This is a genomic window from Vibrio sp. DW001, assembly GCF_029016285.1.
In the GTDB taxonomy this organism is placed as follows: Bacteria; Pseudomonadota; Gammaproteobacteria; order Enterobacterales; family Vibrionaceae; genus Vibrio.
This window is the reverse complement of the sequence record NZ_CP091975.1, coordinates 1358179-1377065: the sequence shown is the minus strand read 5'-3', so window position 1 is coordinate 1377065 and position 18887 is coordinate 1358179. Positions and strand designations below refer to the sequence as shown.

Annotated in this window: 12 protein-coding genes and 1 pseudogene; 6 read left to right on the top strand and 7 right to left on the bottom strand. The window is 41.9% G+C overall.

Annotation, left to right across the window (positions count from 1 at the left end):
• Positions 1–26: 26 nt before the first annotated feature.
• Positions 27–1397 carry an adenylosuccinate lyase gene (gene purB, locus L3V77_RS06525; protein ID WP_275136278.1) on the top strand — a complete coding sequence of 457 codons (1371 nt, stop codon included), beginning with the start codon at positions 27–29 and terminating at the stop codon, positions 1395–1397.
• A gap of 80 nt (positions 1398–1477) precedes the next feature.
• Positions 1478–1984, top strand: a complete 507-nt coding sequence (locus tag L3V77_RS06520) for a GNAT family N-acetyltransferase (protein ID WP_275136277.1) — start codon at positions 1478–1480, stop codon at positions 1982–1984.
• 56 nt (positions 1985–2040) lie between these two features.
• Here the strand turns inward: L3V77_RS06520 and L3V77_RS06515 are convergent, their stop codons facing one another.
• Positions 2041–4158 (bottom strand): methyl-accepting chemotaxis protein, encoded by a 2118-nt coding sequence (locus tag L3V77_RS06515; protein ID WP_275136276.1) that lies wholly within the window; start codon positions 4156–4158, stop codon positions 2041–2043.
• 175 nt (positions 4159–4333) lie between these two features.
• Complete coding sequence (locus tag L3V77_RS06510; RefSeq protein ID WP_275136275.1) at positions 4334–6451, bottom strand: methyl-accepting chemotaxis protein; 2118 nt, start codon at positions 6449–6451, stop codon at positions 4334–4336.
• Between the two features lie 315 nt (positions 6452–6766).
• Between L3V77_RS06510 and xthA the strand changes: the two genes are divergently transcribed.
• Positions 6767–7573 carry an exodeoxyribonuclease III gene (xthA, locus tag L3V77_RS06505; RefSeq protein WP_275136274.1) on the top strand — a complete coding sequence of 269 codons (807 nt, stop codon included), beginning with the start codon at positions 6767–6769 and terminating at the stop codon, positions 7571–7573.
• Positions 7574–7688: 115 nt separating this feature from the next.
• Here xthA and L3V77_RS06500 read toward each other — a convergent pair whose 3' ends face one another.
• The 4 genes from L3V77_RS06500 to L3V77_RS06485 all read right to left on the bottom strand — a co-directional run bounded on the left by L3V77_RS06500 (position 7689) and on the right by L3V77_RS06485 (position 10978).
• On the bottom strand, positions 7689–8366 hold the full coding sequence (locus L3V77_RS06500; protein WP_195702928.1) for an ABC transporter permease: 678 nt from the start codon (positions 8364–8366) through the stop codon (positions 7689–7691).
• A gap of 5 nt (positions 8367–8371) precedes the next feature.
• On the bottom strand, positions 8372–9112 hold the full coding sequence (locus L3V77_RS06495) for an ABC transporter permease (protein WP_195705019.1): 741 nt from the start codon (positions 9110–9112) through the stop codon (positions 8372–8374).
• A 160-nt stretch (positions 9113–9272) separates the two neighbouring features.
• The gene (locus L3V77_RS06490) at positions 9273–10040 is read right to left on the bottom strand and encodes an ABC transporter substrate-binding protein (RefSeq protein ID WP_342752065.1); all 768 of its coding nucleotides are present in this window, start codon (positions 10038–10040) and stop codon (positions 9273–9275) included.
• A gap of 167 nt (positions 10041–10207) precedes the next feature.
• A complete protein-coding gene (locus tag L3V77_RS06485; protein ID WP_275136273.1) occupies positions 10208–10978 on the bottom strand; it encodes an ATP-binding cassette domain-containing protein in 771 nt (256 codons plus the stop codon).
• Positions 10979–11789: 811 nt separating this feature from the next.
• Here L3V77_RS06485 and L3V77_RS06480 point away from each other — a divergent pair.
• From L3V77_RS06480 to L3V77_RS06470, 3 genes are all read left to right on the top strand, one after another.
• Complete coding sequence (locus L3V77_RS06480; protein ID WP_275136272.1) at positions 11790–13331, top strand: DUF3360 family protein; 1542 nt, start codon at positions 11790–11792, stop codon at positions 13329–13331.
• Positions 13332–13570: 239 nt separating this feature from the next.
• The gene (gene pflB / locus L3V77_RS06475) at positions 13571–15847 is read left to right on the top strand and encodes a formate C-acetyltransferase (RefSeq protein ID WP_275136271.1); all 2277 of its coding nucleotides are present in this window, start codon (positions 13571–13573) and stop codon (positions 15845–15847) included.
• Positions 15848–15967: 120 nt separating this feature from the next.
• On the top strand, positions 15968–16963 hold the full coding sequence (locus L3V77_RS06470) for a lipid A deacylase LpxR family protein (RefSeq protein WP_275136270.1): 996 nt from the start codon (positions 15968–15970) through the stop codon (positions 16961–16963).
• Between the two features lie 38 nt (positions 16964–17001).
• Here L3V77_RS06470 and L3V77_RS06465 read toward each other — a convergent pair.
• Positions 17002–18875: pseudogene (locus tag L3V77_RS06465) on the bottom strand (methyl-accepting chemotaxis protein).
• Between the last annotated feature and the right edge of the window lie 12 nt (positions 18876–18887).

Here is an 18887-nt window from a genome sequence, read left to right as displayed (position 1 = left end):
CACCCACTTTATTCAGGAGAATCACCATGGAACTGTCAGCATTGACTGCTGTTTCACCCGTAGACGGACGTTACGGAAGTAAAACGATTGCGTTACGCAGTATCTTCAGCGAGTACGGTCTACTAAAGTATCGTGCTATCGTTGAAATTCGTTGGTTACAGAAGCTTTCTGCAACGGATGCAATAAAAGAAGTACCAGCATTCAGTGCCGAAGCAAACCAATTCCTTGATGAACTCGCCGCAAATTTCAGCGAAGCCGATGCTCAACGTATCAAAGACATTGAGCGCACAACAAACCATGATGTTAAAGCGGTTGAATACTTCTTAAAAGAGAAAGTGGCAGGTGTACCTGAGCTGCATGCGGTAAATGAATTCATCCACTTTGCATGTACCTCTGAAGATATCAACAACACCTCCCACGCACTAATGCTTAAAGAAGCGCGCGAGACGGTTATTCTACCAGAACTTCGCAACATTATTGATGCGATAAAGGCCCTGTCCGTAGAGTACAGAGATATTCCTCTGCTATCACGTACCCATGGTCAACCTGCGTCTCCGTCTACCATGGGTAAAGAGATGGCAAACGTTGCTTATCGCATGGAGCGTCAATATAAGCAGATCCAAAATGTCGAGATTCTGGCAAAAACCAATGGTGCTGTAGGTAACTATAACGCCCACCTATCGGCTTATCCTGACGTAGACTGGCATGAATTTAGTGAAACGTTTATCACTGAGTCATTAGGCGTAACGTGGAATCCTTATACCACTCAAATTGAGCCGCATGACTATATAGCTGAATTGTTTGATGCGATCGCTCGCTTTAATACTATTCTTATCGATTTCGATCGTGATGTTTGGGGTTACATTGCCTTAGGTCACTTCAAACAAAAAACGATTGCAGGTGAAATCGGCTCTTCTACAATGCCACATAAAGTAAACCCAATCGATTTTGAAAATTCAGAGGGTAATCTAGGACTTGCTAACGCTGTTTTTGGTCATCTTGCCCAAAAGCTACCTATCTCACGCTGGCAACGGGATCTTACCGACTCGACGGTACTTAGAAACCTCGGCGTAGGTTGTGGATATGCCATTATCGCTTACACTTCAACGCTTAAAGGCATTAGCAAGTTGGAAATTAACCGTGCAGCTCTTCTTGCTGAACTAGACAAAAACTGGGAAGTGTTAGCCGAACCAGTTCAAACTGTCATGCGCCGCTACGGTATTGAAAAACCGTACGAGAAACTAAAAGAGTTAACCCGTGGTAAACGTGTAGATGGCGATGCGATGCGTCGCTTTATCGACGGCTTAGAGATACCTGAGGACGAGAAAGTACGCCTCAAAGAGATGACACCAGCTAATTACATTGGTCAAGCTATCGAGTTAACAGATAAGCTATAATCTTAAAACGTAACGAATTAAAAAGGTTGCTGATGGTTAGCAACCTTTTTATTTTCAATCCAATTAACTATGTGACCTAAATGAACATTCAATACATCGCCGATAAGGATGTGACTCCCATTATCGATGCACAACTCCGGTATATTTTGAGCACCTGTTTTGCAAAAGACACGGCGATCTTTAGCCAACAACGATTTTTCAACGAAATGCCGCAACATCGTTATTTCGTTCTCGACAATTCTGAAAACATCATCGCCCACATCGCGGTACATGAAAAAAACGTTATCATCGATGATGTTGAGCTACCCGTCGCTGGAATTGCTGAGGTATGCGTTCTACCCCGTCATCGCAAGCAAGGTTTAGTCCATGACATGTTGGACCATATACACAAACAGTTAGAAGAAAAAGGCATTCATTTTTCAATACTATTTGGCGACTACTGCGTCTACCATTCAAACGGGTACCAAGATGTCACCAACCTAACTATATTTTTAGACGGACAATGGAAACCAGTCAAAGCAATGGCGCGCGGTATTGCATCCCACTGGCCGAAAGAACCGGTTAAACTTGAAGGCGCTCCTTTTTAAAACATCGACCATTTGAGTTCCTCTCTTTATTACGAAGCGTTTTCGAACACATCAAACTAGACTTTGAATTGCCCTACTAGTATTTGCTGTTCAGCGGAAAGCTCGGCAATTTGTCTACCAATGGATTCCGAAGACTCCGTTTGGTTCAATATCTGCCCACTAAGATCTCTGATATTAGAAACACTCTGGTTTACTTCCGTCGACACCAATTGTTGTTCTTCCGCCGCTCGTACTATCTGACTATTCATCTCACTAATTTCTGCAATAGCTTCAAATACAGCATTTAGCTTCTCAACTGCATTTTGTACCTCTGCCGATGTATTCATCGCGAGGTCATTACCCTCTTGGATAGCGTTAACAACGTCCTTAGTGCCCACCTGAACTCTCTCAATCACCTGTTTGATTTCATCTACTGACGATTGAGTATTACTTGCTAAATTACGAACTTCATCAGCAACGACCGCAAATCCACGACCATATTCGCCTGCCCTTGCCGCCTCAATTGCTGCGTTTAGAGCGAGTAAATTTGTCTGTTGAGAGATCGCTTCAATCACACCTAAAATCTCTGTAATGTTAACATTATTCGACGCCAACTCTTCTACCACTGGTACGGCTGCACTCATGCGGCTAACCAACCTATCCATCTCCACCGAGGAGCGAGAAATAACATCCTGTCCGAGGGTGGCCGCTTCGTTGGCCTTCGTCGCTGCGACGACGGCTACATCCGCATTTTGGAAGACAAGCCCAGCGGTTTGTGTCATCTCTTCTGAAGCCGTCGCCACTAAGTCGACTTCTTTAAATAGTGAACCACTGCTATTGCGGGTGAAGATCGCCGCATCTTGGGCCTCCGTTGTCATAGTCGCGACTTGAGAACTGGTGTTAACGACCTGTTTAATTGTCGTTTGTAACTTCCCTAGAAAATGATTAAATCCGTCGGCGAGCTGACCAATTTCATCCTTACTCTTAACGTCAATTCTCTGGGTTAAATCGCCTTCACCAGAAGCAATATCTTCTAATCGAGTGACCACTTCTTTTATCGGCTTAACTAAGGCACGTGCACTGATAGCAATAATGCTCAATCCAATAACCACTAGAAAAACGCCGACCATTATTTCTGAGCTAACGCTATTGTTAATACTCTTTGTGATTACATCATCTAATTGATTCGCATCTGACAATACACTTGAAGCGGGTATCTCAAGCAGAACGCCCCAGTTTTGGTTCGCAACCTTTGCAGGGGCAAACACAATCAACCAGTTTTCATCTTGGCTCCACGTTGTCTGTAAAACCGCAGCGCTAAGAAAGCGCTTGAGTTCATCGTTAGAAATACTCGTAGGAGAAAAACTCTTTCCTATTTCACTCTCCATTTCATCGCTAGCAACCAGAGTACCATTTGCGCTTAAAATGGAGACTTTCCCCTTCGCATCAAAGAGCTTTTTATCCGTTTGAAGTGCAATATTTTGTAGATCACTCAGATTTAAAACGATTCCTAATACGCCGATAACTTCATCATCTTTGATTAGTGGATACGAGATTGAAGACGTAAATACACGTGTACCAGAAAAATCAGTGAAGGAAGGTGTCGAGATACAACTCTGTGCCGTTTTCTTAGGACAGACAAACTTTTCCGTATTGGTTTGACCGGTTAATTCCTGTTCAGACAATACACTAGAAACCGCCTCACCCCCGGGTTCCATCTGGCGCCAATGTGTCGAAAACCGTCCAATTTCATTGGATCCAACATAATCCGCACCATGATAGTTGCTATCTTCACTGTCTAAGGCATCTTGCTCAAACACTAAATAGATACTTTTAATGGCGTCAAAACTTTCTACAGATTGACGTAACATATCTTGCAAAGAGGTTCTCAATACCTCACTAGCGGTAAAGTTATCCTCTGCGTTCTGTTGTAAGAACAGCGTTGTTTTAGCTAACATTTCTGCACGATTCAAAGCTTCATCAAGATACTTAATCGCTTCTGTCGCATTTTGTTGTGATTGAGCTTCGAGCAGTTTCTCCGATTTAGAGATGACTGATTCGGTACTGTACGTTTTTATCGTCTTTTGGTTTTCATATCCATTGAAAACAGAAAAACCGATGAGGGATATGGAAGTCAAAACAAGGCACAACCCTGAGAGCAGGGAAATTTTCCATTGAACAGACATTGATCGCATGTTAAATCCTTTTACGTTGCGAATGAGCGCTAATACAGAGAGTAATTAGTTATCGACACTTTGATCGATAAGTTTAATTACATTTGCTTTTGTTTCAAACTATTAAAAACAAAAAAACGCAGAAAATAAATACCTGCGCTTTACTTATGTAACACTTATGTAACACTTATGAATACTACACTTTAAATTGATTCAATATAGTTTGTTGTTCTATAGAAATATGGGCGATGTCCTTGCCAACTTTTTCTGCAGAGTTCGCTTGCCTTAAAATTTCAGCACTTAGATCGCGAATTTTAGAGACGCTCTGATTGACCTCCGTAGATACCGTTTGCTGCTCTTCTGCTGCTCGGACTATCTGAGTATTCATATCTGTTATTTCAGAAATGGCTTCAAATACTGAGCCCAGTTCACTTACTGCTAGTACAACCCGAGTCGACGTATTATTTGCTAACTCATTTCCGTTATGAATGGCGGCAACAACCTGTTTGGTTCCGGATTGAATATTATCAATTACACTACCAATTTCGCTCAACGAATCTTTTGTACGACTCGATAGGTTTCTCACTTCGTCTGCAACTACCGCAAACCCTCTACCCTGCTCACCCGCTCTCGCGGCTTCGATGGCTGCATTTAAGGCAAGTAGATTGGTTTGCTCAGAAATGCCTTCAATGACGGCAAGAATCTCGGTAATACTCAAATTATGTTTTGCTAATTCTTCAACAATTGGCACTGCATTACTCATCTGCTCAACCAGACGACTCATTTCAACGGCGCAATTTTCAATGACCTGTTGACTCTCCGTCGCCGCTTCATTGGCCTTCGTCGCTGAATTAACCGCCATATCTGCATTCTGAAAAACAAGTCCCGCAGTTTGAGTCATCTCTTCTGACGCCGTAGCAACCAAATCAACCTCTTTAAACTGTGAGTCACTGCTATTTTTAATCTGAGTCGCGGCCTGTTCAGCTCTAGCGGTGGTATTTACCACTTGATTGGACGTTTGAATAACTTCTTTAATTGTTCCTTGTATTTTTTCTAGGAAAAGGTTGAAGTTATTCGCCAACTGACCAATTTCATCTTCAGATTTTACTTCTAACCGCTGCGTCAGATCTCCTTCGCCAGAAGCAATATCTTTTAGGCTCGCCACGACCGTTCTGATCGGCGTGACCAGTTTTAATGCCGCGATGGCGATAATGATAAAACCGACCACAATGAAGACGATTCCCGCCACCAATTCAGCAACGATACCTTTATCAATTTGTTGTTCAATTATACTATCTAGGTGTTCTGCATCCGCAATCACACTAGACTTTGGCATCTCTAATAAAACACCCCATGTCTTGTTTGCGATATTAATTGGCGCATAGGCCACTAGCCACTCACCGTCTTGCGACCATTGCGTCGCAACTGCTTTCTGGCTGATCAATCCATTCATATCAGAGTCTGAAATATGCGTACTGTGATAGGTTTCGCCAATCTTTATATCTGGGTTATCGCTGGCGATAAGCATCGTCTGGTCAGTTAGAATCGACACCGACCCTTTTGCATCAAAAAGGTTTTTGTCTGTCTGTTTTGCCATTGCAATTAGGTTATCTAGCTTAAGATCTATTCCCATAAACCCTATCACTTCGGTATCAACAAGTATTGGCATAGATATCGTCGTTGTTAATGTACTGATATCACCATAATCACTAAATCTCGGTGTGCTCAAACAGCTACTCTTGGACTCCAAAGCGCAGGTAAAACGCTCGCGGTTGCTCTCTTCGACTAACAGTGATTCATAGAGAATGTTAGAGAGCGCTTTCGTCCCTTCAACGTTTATTGCCCAGTATGTGGCAAGTCGACCTATCTCGTTTGAACCCGCATAATCGGCACCCATAAACTCTTCGTCTTTTCCGTCCAATGCATTCTTTTTGAAAACGAGGAATGCACTTTGTAGAGTATCGAATCGCTCAACTGAACGTCTGATCTGCTCGTCTTGTGCCATTCTAAGCTCTTCACTTAGTGTCTCGTTGAATTCGGCGTTCTCCTTCATGAGCAGAGCCGTTTCTACCATCATTTCGGCGCGGTAAAAGGCTTCAGATAGGTATTTCTGTATCTCTACAGAATTCAGTTGAGACTCACTTTCTAAGATCTTAGTCGACTTCTTGATCACCGACTCAGCACTGCTTTCTTTAATGATATTTTGATTCTGTTTGGCGTTATAAACTGAAAAGCTAATAAGTGCGATGGAAGTAAGTATCAGACAAAGCCCAGAAAGAAAGGTGATCTTCCATTGAACGGATAACTTTTTCATATTTATACCCTATGAATTTGACGCATCAAATCTATTACCGACTCGCTATCGACTATCAACCTAATAGCACAATGACGATCTGGTCATTATTTGTTCCTACACAAATTAACCACAGAAATGCTCTCTTTTGAATGAAAACGTTTCCACTAGCACTTATCGGTCACAATTTTCACTTTTGAAACGAGCATGTTATCTATTCTATGAGCCACACGGTAGACAATCGAAGAAACAGCATTTTTATGTCAACTTGTCATTTGACCAAACGAGAAAAATGTTAATATATTGCTACTCGTTTAATAGAACATTGAGAATATAATGAAAGTAATCAGTTTTAATATAAATGGACTCCGTGCTCGACTGCATCAACTTCAAGCGATCATCGACAAGCATCAACCTGACGTGATTGGCCTACAAGAGATTAAAGTGCATAACGACGCTTTTCCTTTAGAAGATGTTGAAGCAATGGGTTACAAGGTCTACTTTCATGGACAGAAAGCTCACTACGGCGTTGCCATGATGTGTAAACAAGAGCCTGTATCTGTTCAATACGGTTTTCCGACTGACGATGAAGATCATCAAAAGCGTATGATAATGGCAACCTTTGAAAATGCAGAAGGTGAAAAAACCACCGTATTAAATGGCTATTTCCCTCAAGGCGACAATATCGATCACGAGACAAAGTATCCATATAAACGCCAATTTTATAAAGATTTAATGGCTTACTTAAACGGTTATCACACCAGCGAAGATAACCTCATCGTTATGGGCGATATCAATATTAGCCCGATTGATTTGGATATCGGTATCGGTGAAGCAAATCGTAAACGTTGGCTAAAAACAGGCAAATGTTCATTCCAACCAGAAGAGAGAGAATGGCTAAAAACACTACTCGATTGGGGATTTGAAGATACGTTCAGAAACTTGCACCCTGAAGTCCAAGACCAATACTCTTGGTTCGACTATCGCTCACGTGGATTTGATGATAATCGTGGTTTGCGAATCGATGTCGTTCTTGCAACACCTAAGTTAGCGGCTAAATGTGTTGAAGCTGGTATCGATTACGAACTGCGAGGCATAGAGAAACCGTCTGACCACGCACCTATTTGGTCTGCGTTTGGCTAATATTAATTGAGCGGTTCGACGTACAAACGCAACTGAACAGAAAGTGATTTGGGTTACGCCTTAAATAAAAAAAGCAGCTTATTACGCTGCTTTTTTTGTCCCTAATGATTGACCGTTAGCTCAGTGGCCTTAGATAAGCCAAATACTTTTTCTCTGCCCATTTGAAAAACCAAAGGATGCAGAACGTTAAGCACATATAGAATAACCCTGCGGTCAAGAACGATTCAAATGGCGCATAATAACGGGAATTTACCAATCGAGCTGCACCGGTTAAATCCAATATAGTCACAATACCTGCAACCGCAGAACCATGCAGCATGAATATTGCTTCATTACTATAGGCAGGTAAAGAACGGCGCAAAGCACTTGGTAATATAATCCGCTTATACGTTTTCCACGTACTCATACCATAGGCTTTAGCGGCTTCAACTTCACCCTTTGGCAAGCCGTTTATAGAACCGCGTATAATCTCTGCACTGTAGGCCGAAGTATTTAATACAAAAGCCACCAAAGCGCAGAACCAAGCGTTTTCCCACAACGTATCTTTGACCGGTACAAATTGGTCCATACCATAGTAAATCAGGTATAACTGGACTAACAACGGTGTTCCACGAAAAAAGTAGGTGTATGCCCATGAAGGAAAACTAATCAACGGATTACGACTATTTCTTGCAACCGCTAATGGAATCGCAATACATAGACCTAAGAAAAGAGAAACCGAAACTAACCAAAGCGTTGTCCATAGCCCTTCGAAATAAATAGGCAGGCTTTCGATTATCAATGAGAAATCCATATCATCTACCTCGTGTGAATACTGAATTTTCGCTCTGCAAGCTTAAGTAAGCCTGTCGAGACGCTGGTGAAAAATAGGAAAATAATCGAAATTGTCATATAGAAAGTGAATGGCATTTTTGTTGATCCTGCGGCTAATGAGCCAACCCGAACCATATCTTCTAATCCAATAATAGACACCAATGCGGTGGTTTTTAATAACACTAACCAGTTATTACCAAAACCAGGTAAAGCGTGACGAATCATTTGAGGTAGCAGAACACGTTTAAATGCCATTGGACCACTCATTCCATACGCTTTCGCCGCTTCCAGCTCACCTTTGTCGACCGCCATAATGGCGCCACGGAAGGTTTCCGCCATGTAGGCACCGAATATAAATCCAATGGTTAATACACCTGCAACAAACGGACTGATATCGATATAGTCAGGTAGATAAGCCGTCCATTCATGGGCAGGGTCAGAAGATACCATCCATTCATTTATCCATTCATTCACAGCGTAAAGACTATTGTTAAGAAGAATTTGCCCACCAAAGAAAATCAACATCATGAGCACGAGATCAGGGATACCGCGAATTATAGTTGTATACAAGGTAGCAATGGATCTTGCAAATCGGTATGGCGCCATTTTTGCTAACGCTCCGGCCATTCCTAACACAACCGCAAGAAGCAGTGACAATACTGCGACTTGTATTGTTAATAGTGCACCAGATAATATAGAGGCTTCGTAACCTTGTAAGTCGAACATCGTCGTTAGTCCATTATTCAGCAAACCTGCTAGGCCGAAGTTATGACCATTCAACATATTACTCCGCCGCATGTTTTATAGCTCTGGCAAAATTACGTGTTGAATGGACACTCCTTTTAGATAAGAGGTGGCAATCACCGCCACCTCCTCATTTTACTACTTAGTCACCGTAGACATCGTAGTCAAAGTATTTAGCTTGAATCTCTTGATAAATACCTTTTTCACGTAAAGAAAGTATCGCAGCATCCAACGTCTTCGTTAAATCTTTATCTTGCTTGCGAACAGCAATACCGAACCCATCGCCAAACCATTTAGGATCGGTTAATGAAGGACCAACAAATTCATAAGCTTCACCACCTTGTTGGTTTAACACACCCTCTTCTAGTGCAGATGCGTCACCTAGAACGGCGGCTACACGGCCATTACCTAAGTCAAGATACGCTTCATCAAATGAACCGTAACGTACAACTTCAACATTTTTAAAGTTGTCTGTCAGGTATTTGTCATGGGTTGTTGCACGCTGAACACCAATTTTCACGCCATCAAGATTTGAGAAATCAAGAGCTGCGTCTTTTTTGGCAATAAATTTATTTGGGATTAAAGCGTACTTGCCTGTGAAATCAATCTTCTTTTTACGCTCTTCGGTAATCGACATAGCTGCGATTATCGCATCGTATTTACGAGATAATAAAGAAGGAATAATACCGTCCCAATCTTGAGCAACGAGCTTACACTCTACTTTCATTTCCGCACATAATGCGTTGGCCATGTCTACATCAAACCCACTAAGTGAGCCATCAGCTTCTGTTTTACTAAAAGGGGGATAGGCTCCTTCGATACCGAAACGCACAACCTTCCAATCCTTTGCTTGAGCTACGCCTGTTACTGCTGTAGCAGCTAATGTTGCCGCTAATAACCACTTTTTCATTTCCATACTCCTGTGTGTTTGCAATTCGGTTTCCAAGTTTGGGTTATATTAATAAGGAGATTGACTTCGCTTTCCTAATCTAACCGACTCTTAATGAAACCTTTTCCATGTTGTTATATTTCTAGCAAAGATAGGTATTAACACCACCTCTACTTTTTGAAATATTGTTAGTATATAGACGATATAAACTGCCTTAACCTGTCTGATTTCGGGTCAGTAAATAACTTTGCAGGATCACCCTGCTCTTCCACTAAACCTTGATGTAAAAACATAAGATGATTTGATACATCACGGGCAAATGCCATTTCATGCGTGACCACAAGCATGGTTCGTCCTTCATCTGCTAGATCGCGCATAACGCCAAGTACTTCACCAACGAGCTCTGGGTCGAGCGCCGAGGTTGGTTCATCAAAAAGCATCACTTCCGGGTCAACAGCTAGCGCTCTGGCGATAGCCGCTCGTTGTTGCTGACCACCAGATAAATGTCCTGGGTAATAATCTTTTCTTTCCAATAGTCCCACTTTATCGAGAAGCGCTTCGCCCTTTTCTATCGCTTCAGCTTTTGGAACGCCAAGAACGTGAATTGGAGCTTCTATTACATTTCCTAGTACAGTGAGATGGGACCAAAGATTAAAACCTTGAAAAACCATAGCTAAACGCGAACGAATTCGTTGCACCTGTTTTTCGTTAACAGGGACAGATTCACCTTGGCGGTTATTTTTCATTTCGATGAGCTCACCATCTACCCAGATTTGACCTGCGGTTGGTGTCTCTAAAAGATTGATACAGCGGAGAAAAGTACTTTTACCTGAACCGGATGACCCAATAATCGAAATCACGTCACCCTTGTGCGCCTGAAGCGAAATACCTTTGAGTACTTCATTTTGACCAAATGTCTTATGTAGATCTTTAATGTCCAGCGCTGGTACATCATTCATGCGCCACTACTCCCTGTGCAATATCGAGAGGTTATCCGACCTCTTTAGTCGCTACAAATTAGCATTCATCCTAGAAACATGCAACAAATCATTAACTGACAAGATAGCAATACACAAGCGATAGTGCTGCATTTTTATTCAAATACAGACTATAAACCTAGCCATGAACGCATAAAACAGCAAAATCTGAGGAAAATAAAAAACGCAACATGTAAATATAAAGTTAATTAATTCCGATATTAGTAGTAAAATTAGTGATAACTATCACAAACTCTTTGGCACCTAGATTAATCCCCTAAATAGATAAGGTTTCATGGCATCTTCAATCAAATGTTTCTTTTCACAACGCCGCTGCGAACAAATATACGGCATTTTTTAAGGACCTAAACATCCATTTAAACCAATGAACTTTTCAAACTCTCCGCCCCAACTGTAAACCCTTATAATTGGTTATTTATTTCTTAGTTATCTTGCCAATTTCATATTGACAGTTGTGAAAGTAGATATTCCTATGCTTAAGTTATTGAAAGGCAGTTACAGAAACTGATTACCAACTCACATTTTCACCAATTTTCCCGTAGTTTTATTTCACTATTTTTCATAAAATGATCAGGATCAATCACCCAAAATAGGTAGCTTGTTAGACTCCGTCAGCAAATATGGGGCAAATTTTAGTCCTTTGTCACTTTAATATGAAGTATGATTAAAACACGACATTCATGTGGCACAGTATGTCGATGACAAAACACAATTATGATGGCTATACAGCTACTTAAAATTCAAATCACTAACAATACTAAATGAGGAATCTATGTCAGACGTAGTCAACACAGACCACTCAGAAATCGACGAGAAAAGCTATTCAGAGCTACATCGCCCTGCTTCTGAGTTCTCTAGTCGTTCTGAATATCTGGACCACGAACTTCAAATAATGAAACCACGCCGTTATGCCTTAAACCTTCCGGGCCGTGATTTCCGATTCGAAATTGAAGATCTAGTACCTGCCATTGCGGGTACTATTGGTATAATCGCGATGTACTCGGCTGTGATGATGTCTTGGGCTGATGGCCTAACTCAAGCATGGGACCACATCAATTTAGGAAAAGATTTTGCGATTGAAGTTGCGCGCGTAGAAATGCTTATTCCTGCTCTACTTTTCTGTGTCCTTGCTTCTGGTTTTATTAACCCACGTGCCAACCTTGCAGGCAACCACGGACCGATGATTCCACTTATCGGTACGATTGCGCTTGCTGGTGCTCACCCTCTAGCGCTTGCTATTTTACTCGGTGTATTTGGTCTTCTACTTAGTTACTTCAAAGGTGGGTCTAAGTTAGTCAACTTAACCAGTGAAGGGGTTGCAGGCGGCTTGCTTGTTTTCCTCGGCTTCACTGGAACCATGAGTCAGATTGGCCAGATTCAAAGCTGGGCGGTAGGTCTTGAGTCTGCTGAGATTGCGAAAGGCAGTATGGGCTACATCGGTCTGGTCGTGTTAGGCGTCAATATTGTTCTTTACGCATTCCTCGCGAAGATAAATAAGCGTTGGCTGGCTATCCCAGCTTGTGCGGTAACTGGACTACTTATCGCGTTGATATTTGGTGCTGGTTTTGACCTGACCTTTGAAACAGAGATGGGTCTTCCTAACCTAAACCCAGTTTACTGGTGGGGTAATACACAAGAAGGTTGGATGTTAGGTCTACCTAACCTGCAACATTTTATCGCCTCTTTACCATTTGCTATTCTGGCGGTTGCAATGTGGTCACCTGACTTCCTTGGTCACCGTATTTTCCAAGAACTTAACTATCCTAAGCGCACTGAAAAAGTTCTTATGGATGTAGATGACACGATGACAATGTGTTCTATCCGTCAGATGGTTGGTACCGCAGTGGGTGGTGGTAACATTACATCGTCTTGGGGTACTTATATGATCCCAGCGGCTATTGCTAAGCGTCCTATCCCGGGTGGTGCGATTCTGCTTGGTCTTTTGGTCATGATTATTGCAATCTTAGGTTTCCCTATGGATGTGGCAGTATGGCCTCCTGTTATGCGTATTGCTCTTCTAGTGGGTGTGTTCCTCCCACTATTGGAAGCGGGCATGCAAATGGTTAAAGATACGAAAGACTCCCATGCAGCTGGTATCTGTATTTTCGCTTCTGCTGTAGCGAATCCAGTATTGGCTTGGGCCTTAACGATGTTGCTTGATAACAATGGTTTGATCGGCAACAAAGAACGCGCTCAAAAATTGTCGATCATTGATAAAATCGTTATCCCTGCTTCTGTGCTCGTCATCTGCTTAATTGCAATGCTTTCAGTCGGTATGTTTGAAGGAAAATATGGCATTCCGGGCTTTCTATAAATAGATAAAAATTGGGCAGCAGAAATGCTGCCCATTTTTTTGTATATTTTTTTTAAATTTTACAATATAATTTGAATCACAAAATCGAATGACAATTTTGGTTACAATATCTATGGTTTAATGACGTATCATTTGGTCATAAATATTGTTATTAATTAAAAAGTGTACTGCGTGCTTCGGCACTAGCTAATATCAGTAAAAACAGTACGTAATTTTTCTACGAAAAAGGTAGGTATATCATGGCAGAGCAATTTGCTAAAGCTTGGGAAGGTTTTGCGAACGGAGATTGGCAAAACGAAGTAAACGTTCGTGACTTTATTCAAAAGAACTATACACCTTATGAAGGTGACGAATCTTTCCTAGTTTCTGAAGGTACTGAAGCAACTAATTCGCTTTGGGCTAAAGTAATGGAAGGCATCAAACAGGAAAACAGTACTCATGCTCCTGTGGATTTCGATACTTCTCTTATTTCTACCATCACTGCACACGATGCTGGCTATATAAACAAAGATCTAGAAACCATTGTTGGTTTACAAACCGACGCTCCATTGAAACGCGCTATCATCCCTAACGGTGGTATTCGCATGGTTGAAGGTTCTGCAAAAGCATACGATCGCGAACTTGATCCTATGGTTAGCAAAATCTATTCAGAATACCGTAAGACACATAACGCTGGTGTTTTTGATATCTATACGCCTGATATTATGGCGTGTCGTAAGTCTGGTGTTCTAACTGGTCTTCCTGATGCTTATGGCCGTGGTCGTATCATCGGTGATTACCGTCGTGTTGCTCTATACGGCATTAACTTCTTGATGAAGGACAAGCTAGCTCAATTCAATTCTCTTCAAGAGAGATTTGAAAATGGCGAAGATTTAGAAGCAACAATGCAACTTCGTGAAGAAATTGCTGAGCAACATCGTGCACTTAAGCAAATCAAAGAAATGGCAGCTAAATACGGCTGTGATATCTCTGGTCCTGCAACAACGGCTCAAGAAGCGGTACAGTGGACTTACTTCGGTTACCTAGCTGCAGTTAAATCTCAAAACGGTGCTGCAATGTCTTTAGGTCGTACTTCGACTTTCCTAGACGTTTACATCGAACGTGATATCGCTGCTGGCACTATCACTGAAGCACAAGCTCAAGAGATGATCGATCACTTCGTGATGAAACTACGTATGGTTCGTTTCCTACGTACTCCTGAGTATGACGAGTTGTTCTCTGGTGACCCAATTTGGGCTACAGAATCAATGGGCGGCATGGGTCTTGACGGACGTACTTTAGTTTCACGTAGTAACTTCCGTTTCCTAAACAGCTTATACACAATGGGTCCAAGCCCAGAGCCGAACATTACGGTTCTTTGGTCTGAGCGACTACCTGACGGGTTCAAACGTTTCTGTGCGAAAGTATCTATCGATACTTCTTCTATCCAGTACGAAAACGATGATCTAATGCGTCCAGATATGGAGTCTGATGACTACTCTATCGCATGTTGTGTATCACCAATGATTGTTGGTAAGCAAATGCAGTTCTTTGGAGCTCGCGCTAACCTAGCTAAGACCATGCTTTACACAATCAACGGTGGTGTTGATGAGAAGTCTAAAGCTCAAGTTGGTCCTGTTATGGATAAAATCACTTCTGAAGTGCTTTCATACGACGAACTTTGGGGCAAGATGGACCACTTCATGGATTGGCTTGCTAAGCAATATGTGACAGCTCTAAACAGCATTCACTACATGCATGACAAGTACAGCTACGAAGCATCATTAATGGCCTTACATGACCGTGACGTTTATCGCACAATGGCATGTGGTATTGCTGGTCTTTCTGTTGCGGCTGATTCATTGTCCGCTATCAAATACGCGACGGTTAAACCAGTACGTGACGAAGACGGCATCGCTATCGATTTTGAAATCGAAGGTGACTATCCTAAATTTGGTAACAACGATTCTCGCGTAGATGATATCGCTTGTGAATTAGTATCCGTATTTATGGGCAAAATCCGTAAACTGAAAACCTACCGTAACTCGGTACCTACTCAGTCTATTCTTACTATCACTTCAAACGTGGTTTATGGTAAGAAAACCGGTAATACACCAGACGGTCGTCGTGCAGGCGCTCCATTTGCTCCTGGTGCTAACCCAATGCACGGGCGTGATGAAAAAGGTGCTGTAGCATCACTAACATCCGTCGGTAAACTGCCGTTTGCTGATGCGAAAGATGGTATTTCGTACACGTTCTCTATCGTACCTAACGCACTAGGTAAAGATGATAACTCTCAGAAAGCGAACCTTGCAGGTCTTATGGATGGTTATTTCCACCACGAGACTGGCATTGAAGGTGGTCAACACCTTAACGTTAATGTTCTTAACCGTGAAACGCTAGAAGACGCCGTTAAGCACCCTGAGAATTATCCTCAGCTAACGATTCGTGTATCTGGTTATGCTGTTCGCTTTAACTCTCTGACTACAGAGCAGCAAGCTGACGTAATCGCGCGTACTTTTACTGAGACTATGTAATCCAGTAAACGTCATTCAATCTCGCTAGTTATAGCGAACATTGATTAAAGCCTCGCATTTATGCGGGGCTTTTTGTTTTTTATAAAAAAAAGGCTACACTAAGCGTAACTATAATAAAAGTTGTTTAAGGCTGATATTATCCAATTAAAACATATATTTATCTCATCTATCTTCTTGTTGTCATTTGCAACAAACGCCAACGATAGCATTATTGCTATCTCCTTCGATAATGATGGTCCGTTTGGTACTGATCAAAATTACACGAACGGTATCCAAATCGATTATTCGACATCACTTTCAGATTTAGACCGTGCTTTAGTCGCCTACTCACCTCTATCATTGCTTGACAATCACGAACTCAATACACATAAATGGCACGTAACTATTGGTCAGAAGATGTGGACACCTTCGGACATCAAAAAAGAACAACCAGAACCAAATGAACGAGCTTATGCCGGTCTCTTATATACACAAGGAGAACTCATTGCCATTTCAGATAAAAACACCCAGGCTTTCGGATTGATGATTGGTGTAACAGGCCCGAAATCTTTTGCCGAAGGCGCACAAAGAATTGTGCATGAAATTGTCGGCTCCGACACTCCTCAAGGATGGGATTATCAGATAGAAGGTACCTTCATTGCTAACCTTTCTTATGATAGTAGTTACCCGTTATATACTATTGATAATCCAGCGGGTCTATCCCATGAGATCAGTGCACCGATTAGAATTTTGGCTGGCAATTATCGAAGCGAAATCGCGACTGGACTTTTATGGCGGTGGGGGTTGAACTTGCAAGACAGTACTGGCAGTACCAAAACCGAGAATGAAATGAGCTTTAAGCCCTATATGGTACAGGGTAACACAACCGGTGCTTTTCTATTCGCTGGTGCCGAAGCACGATATCGATTTAATGATATTACCATAGACGGCGATCGCCCAGATGAAGTATACCCTACCGATGTAGAACACCTTCAGGCAACGGCCGTGTTTGGCGGCGCAGTGTATGGCGAGTCTATAGGTGGTAGCGCGACATTAGCATTCAAAACAGAAGACTTTGAACAGGACCTAAATGGTTACTCAGCAAATCTGTCTATGTCACTTTTTTGGATGTTTTAAGCGACCTAATAACGCTCCTTGATTCTGCAAAGTATGTTTTACAGGGTAAACTTTAAGCATTTTTCATTTAAGGTTGTTGAACGTTTATCCACTCGTTGACTCGTCTGTTTAAGTTCATTATTACTAAGGGCGATAGAAGTCATCGAAGTTGATATCTGAGACATACTATCGGCCATCGCATCGACTGGCTTGTTATTGCCAACTCTCGAATTGACGAAAATATCATATCCGTCTGTTGACTCGCGTCTTCAGCCTTATCCGTTATTTCAAACAACGCTTGAACAGCATCATGGCCATTTTGTCGACCTACTTCCATCGATTTTTGAGACTTGTTAATGTATTGAATCACTTCACCGCTCTCTGTCTGTAGCGTCTCAATAGTGCCTGAAATTTCAGAAACAGCCTCCACTGTTCGAACCGCCAAGTTTCTAACCTCATCAGCGACAACGGCAAAACCTCTACCCTGTTCACCCGCTCGAGCCGCCTCTATCGCCGCATTCAGTGCTAACAGGTTGGTTTGTTCGGCAATACCGTTAATAATGTCCATGACTGAGTCTATCTTGTTCGACGCCGCCTCTAATTGCTGAATATGCGTCGCTGCCAGAGTTAAAATACTGCCTACTTGCTCTATCGACTCAATGGCAAGCGTAATAATTTTACCTCCATCATCAGCAGACTGAGCCGACGACTTACTCATTGCTGAAACGCGCTCTAAACTGTTTGAAACCTCTTGCGTGGTTACGCTCACCTCTTCTGTCGCACAAGCAAGTATATGCGTCTGTTCAATGGCCTCCGATTGCCCCATTACCACTCTTTCAATACCTCGATTAAGTTCTTTCGCGTTAAGTGAAAGCGCGTCACTATTACTTTGCACTTCTTTAACTAACTCCGTTAAGCTCTCGCAGGTTTGGTTGATTGCCATCGATAATTGGTTAAATTCATCTTTATTGTTGAGGGTCACTGGCAGCCGTACACTTAGGTTTCCTTTCGAAATCGAGTTAAGTGCCGTATTGGTTTGATTAAGCAGCCGTGTTATAGATAAAGAGAGCATAATAAATATCACAATAGTTATTACCGCGAGGACAATGAACGGACCAAAGTGAAACGTCTGCTGTCGAGGATGCTGAAGCTTGGTAACGCTCACTAATAGTAGTAAGTTCAGTTGTAATCTGTTCCACAGCCGTTAACAACACGTCCTGATTGACGTAAAGATCCGACTCAATATCACTCAGTTGTCCAGAAAGCACGGATACCTGTTCAAAAGTAACTGAAAACGCTTCCAGCTCTTCTTCATATAGGTCAAGCATCGCATAGGTGTTGGACATATTCTTAAAACCTGCTTTTGCACGATTAAAAAACTTCAGGTTCTGTTCATTAGGGGTAAGTAGATAGTTTTGCTGCGCTTTTATCATCGTTTGAAAATCAGAGTTGAGCGTTACCATTCCGGTTTCTGCTATTTTTTGTTCTATAATCACAGCGATTTCTTTCAGCCTACCTAACTTTCCATCATCAGCACTAAAACCCAGTTCACGTCTAATAACTAGCCACGGTTCGACGGTATTTTGATATCGGCCTATTAGGTTCGTCAGCTCATTTGCTCGGTTTCCATACCAACATTATTTAGATATTCTCTATTCATCTGCCCCTTATCTTGAATAACAGCTAAAGACTGCTTAACTGCCTCTACTTTCTCTGAATTCATGGTCATTAAACTGTTCGCTAACTTGAACAGATTCACCTGAGTCTGTTCAATCTCGTTGGATCCATTGGTGACATCTATACTCAAGCGATATTCTGAATTCATTGCTTTAAAGCTACTGCTTGTGTAAGCAACCAGCCCGATAAAACCGACAATCAATACCCCTAATACAATCCATATTTTTTCTTTTTGTGAGAATAAATAACGTTCCATGTATTTTCCTTA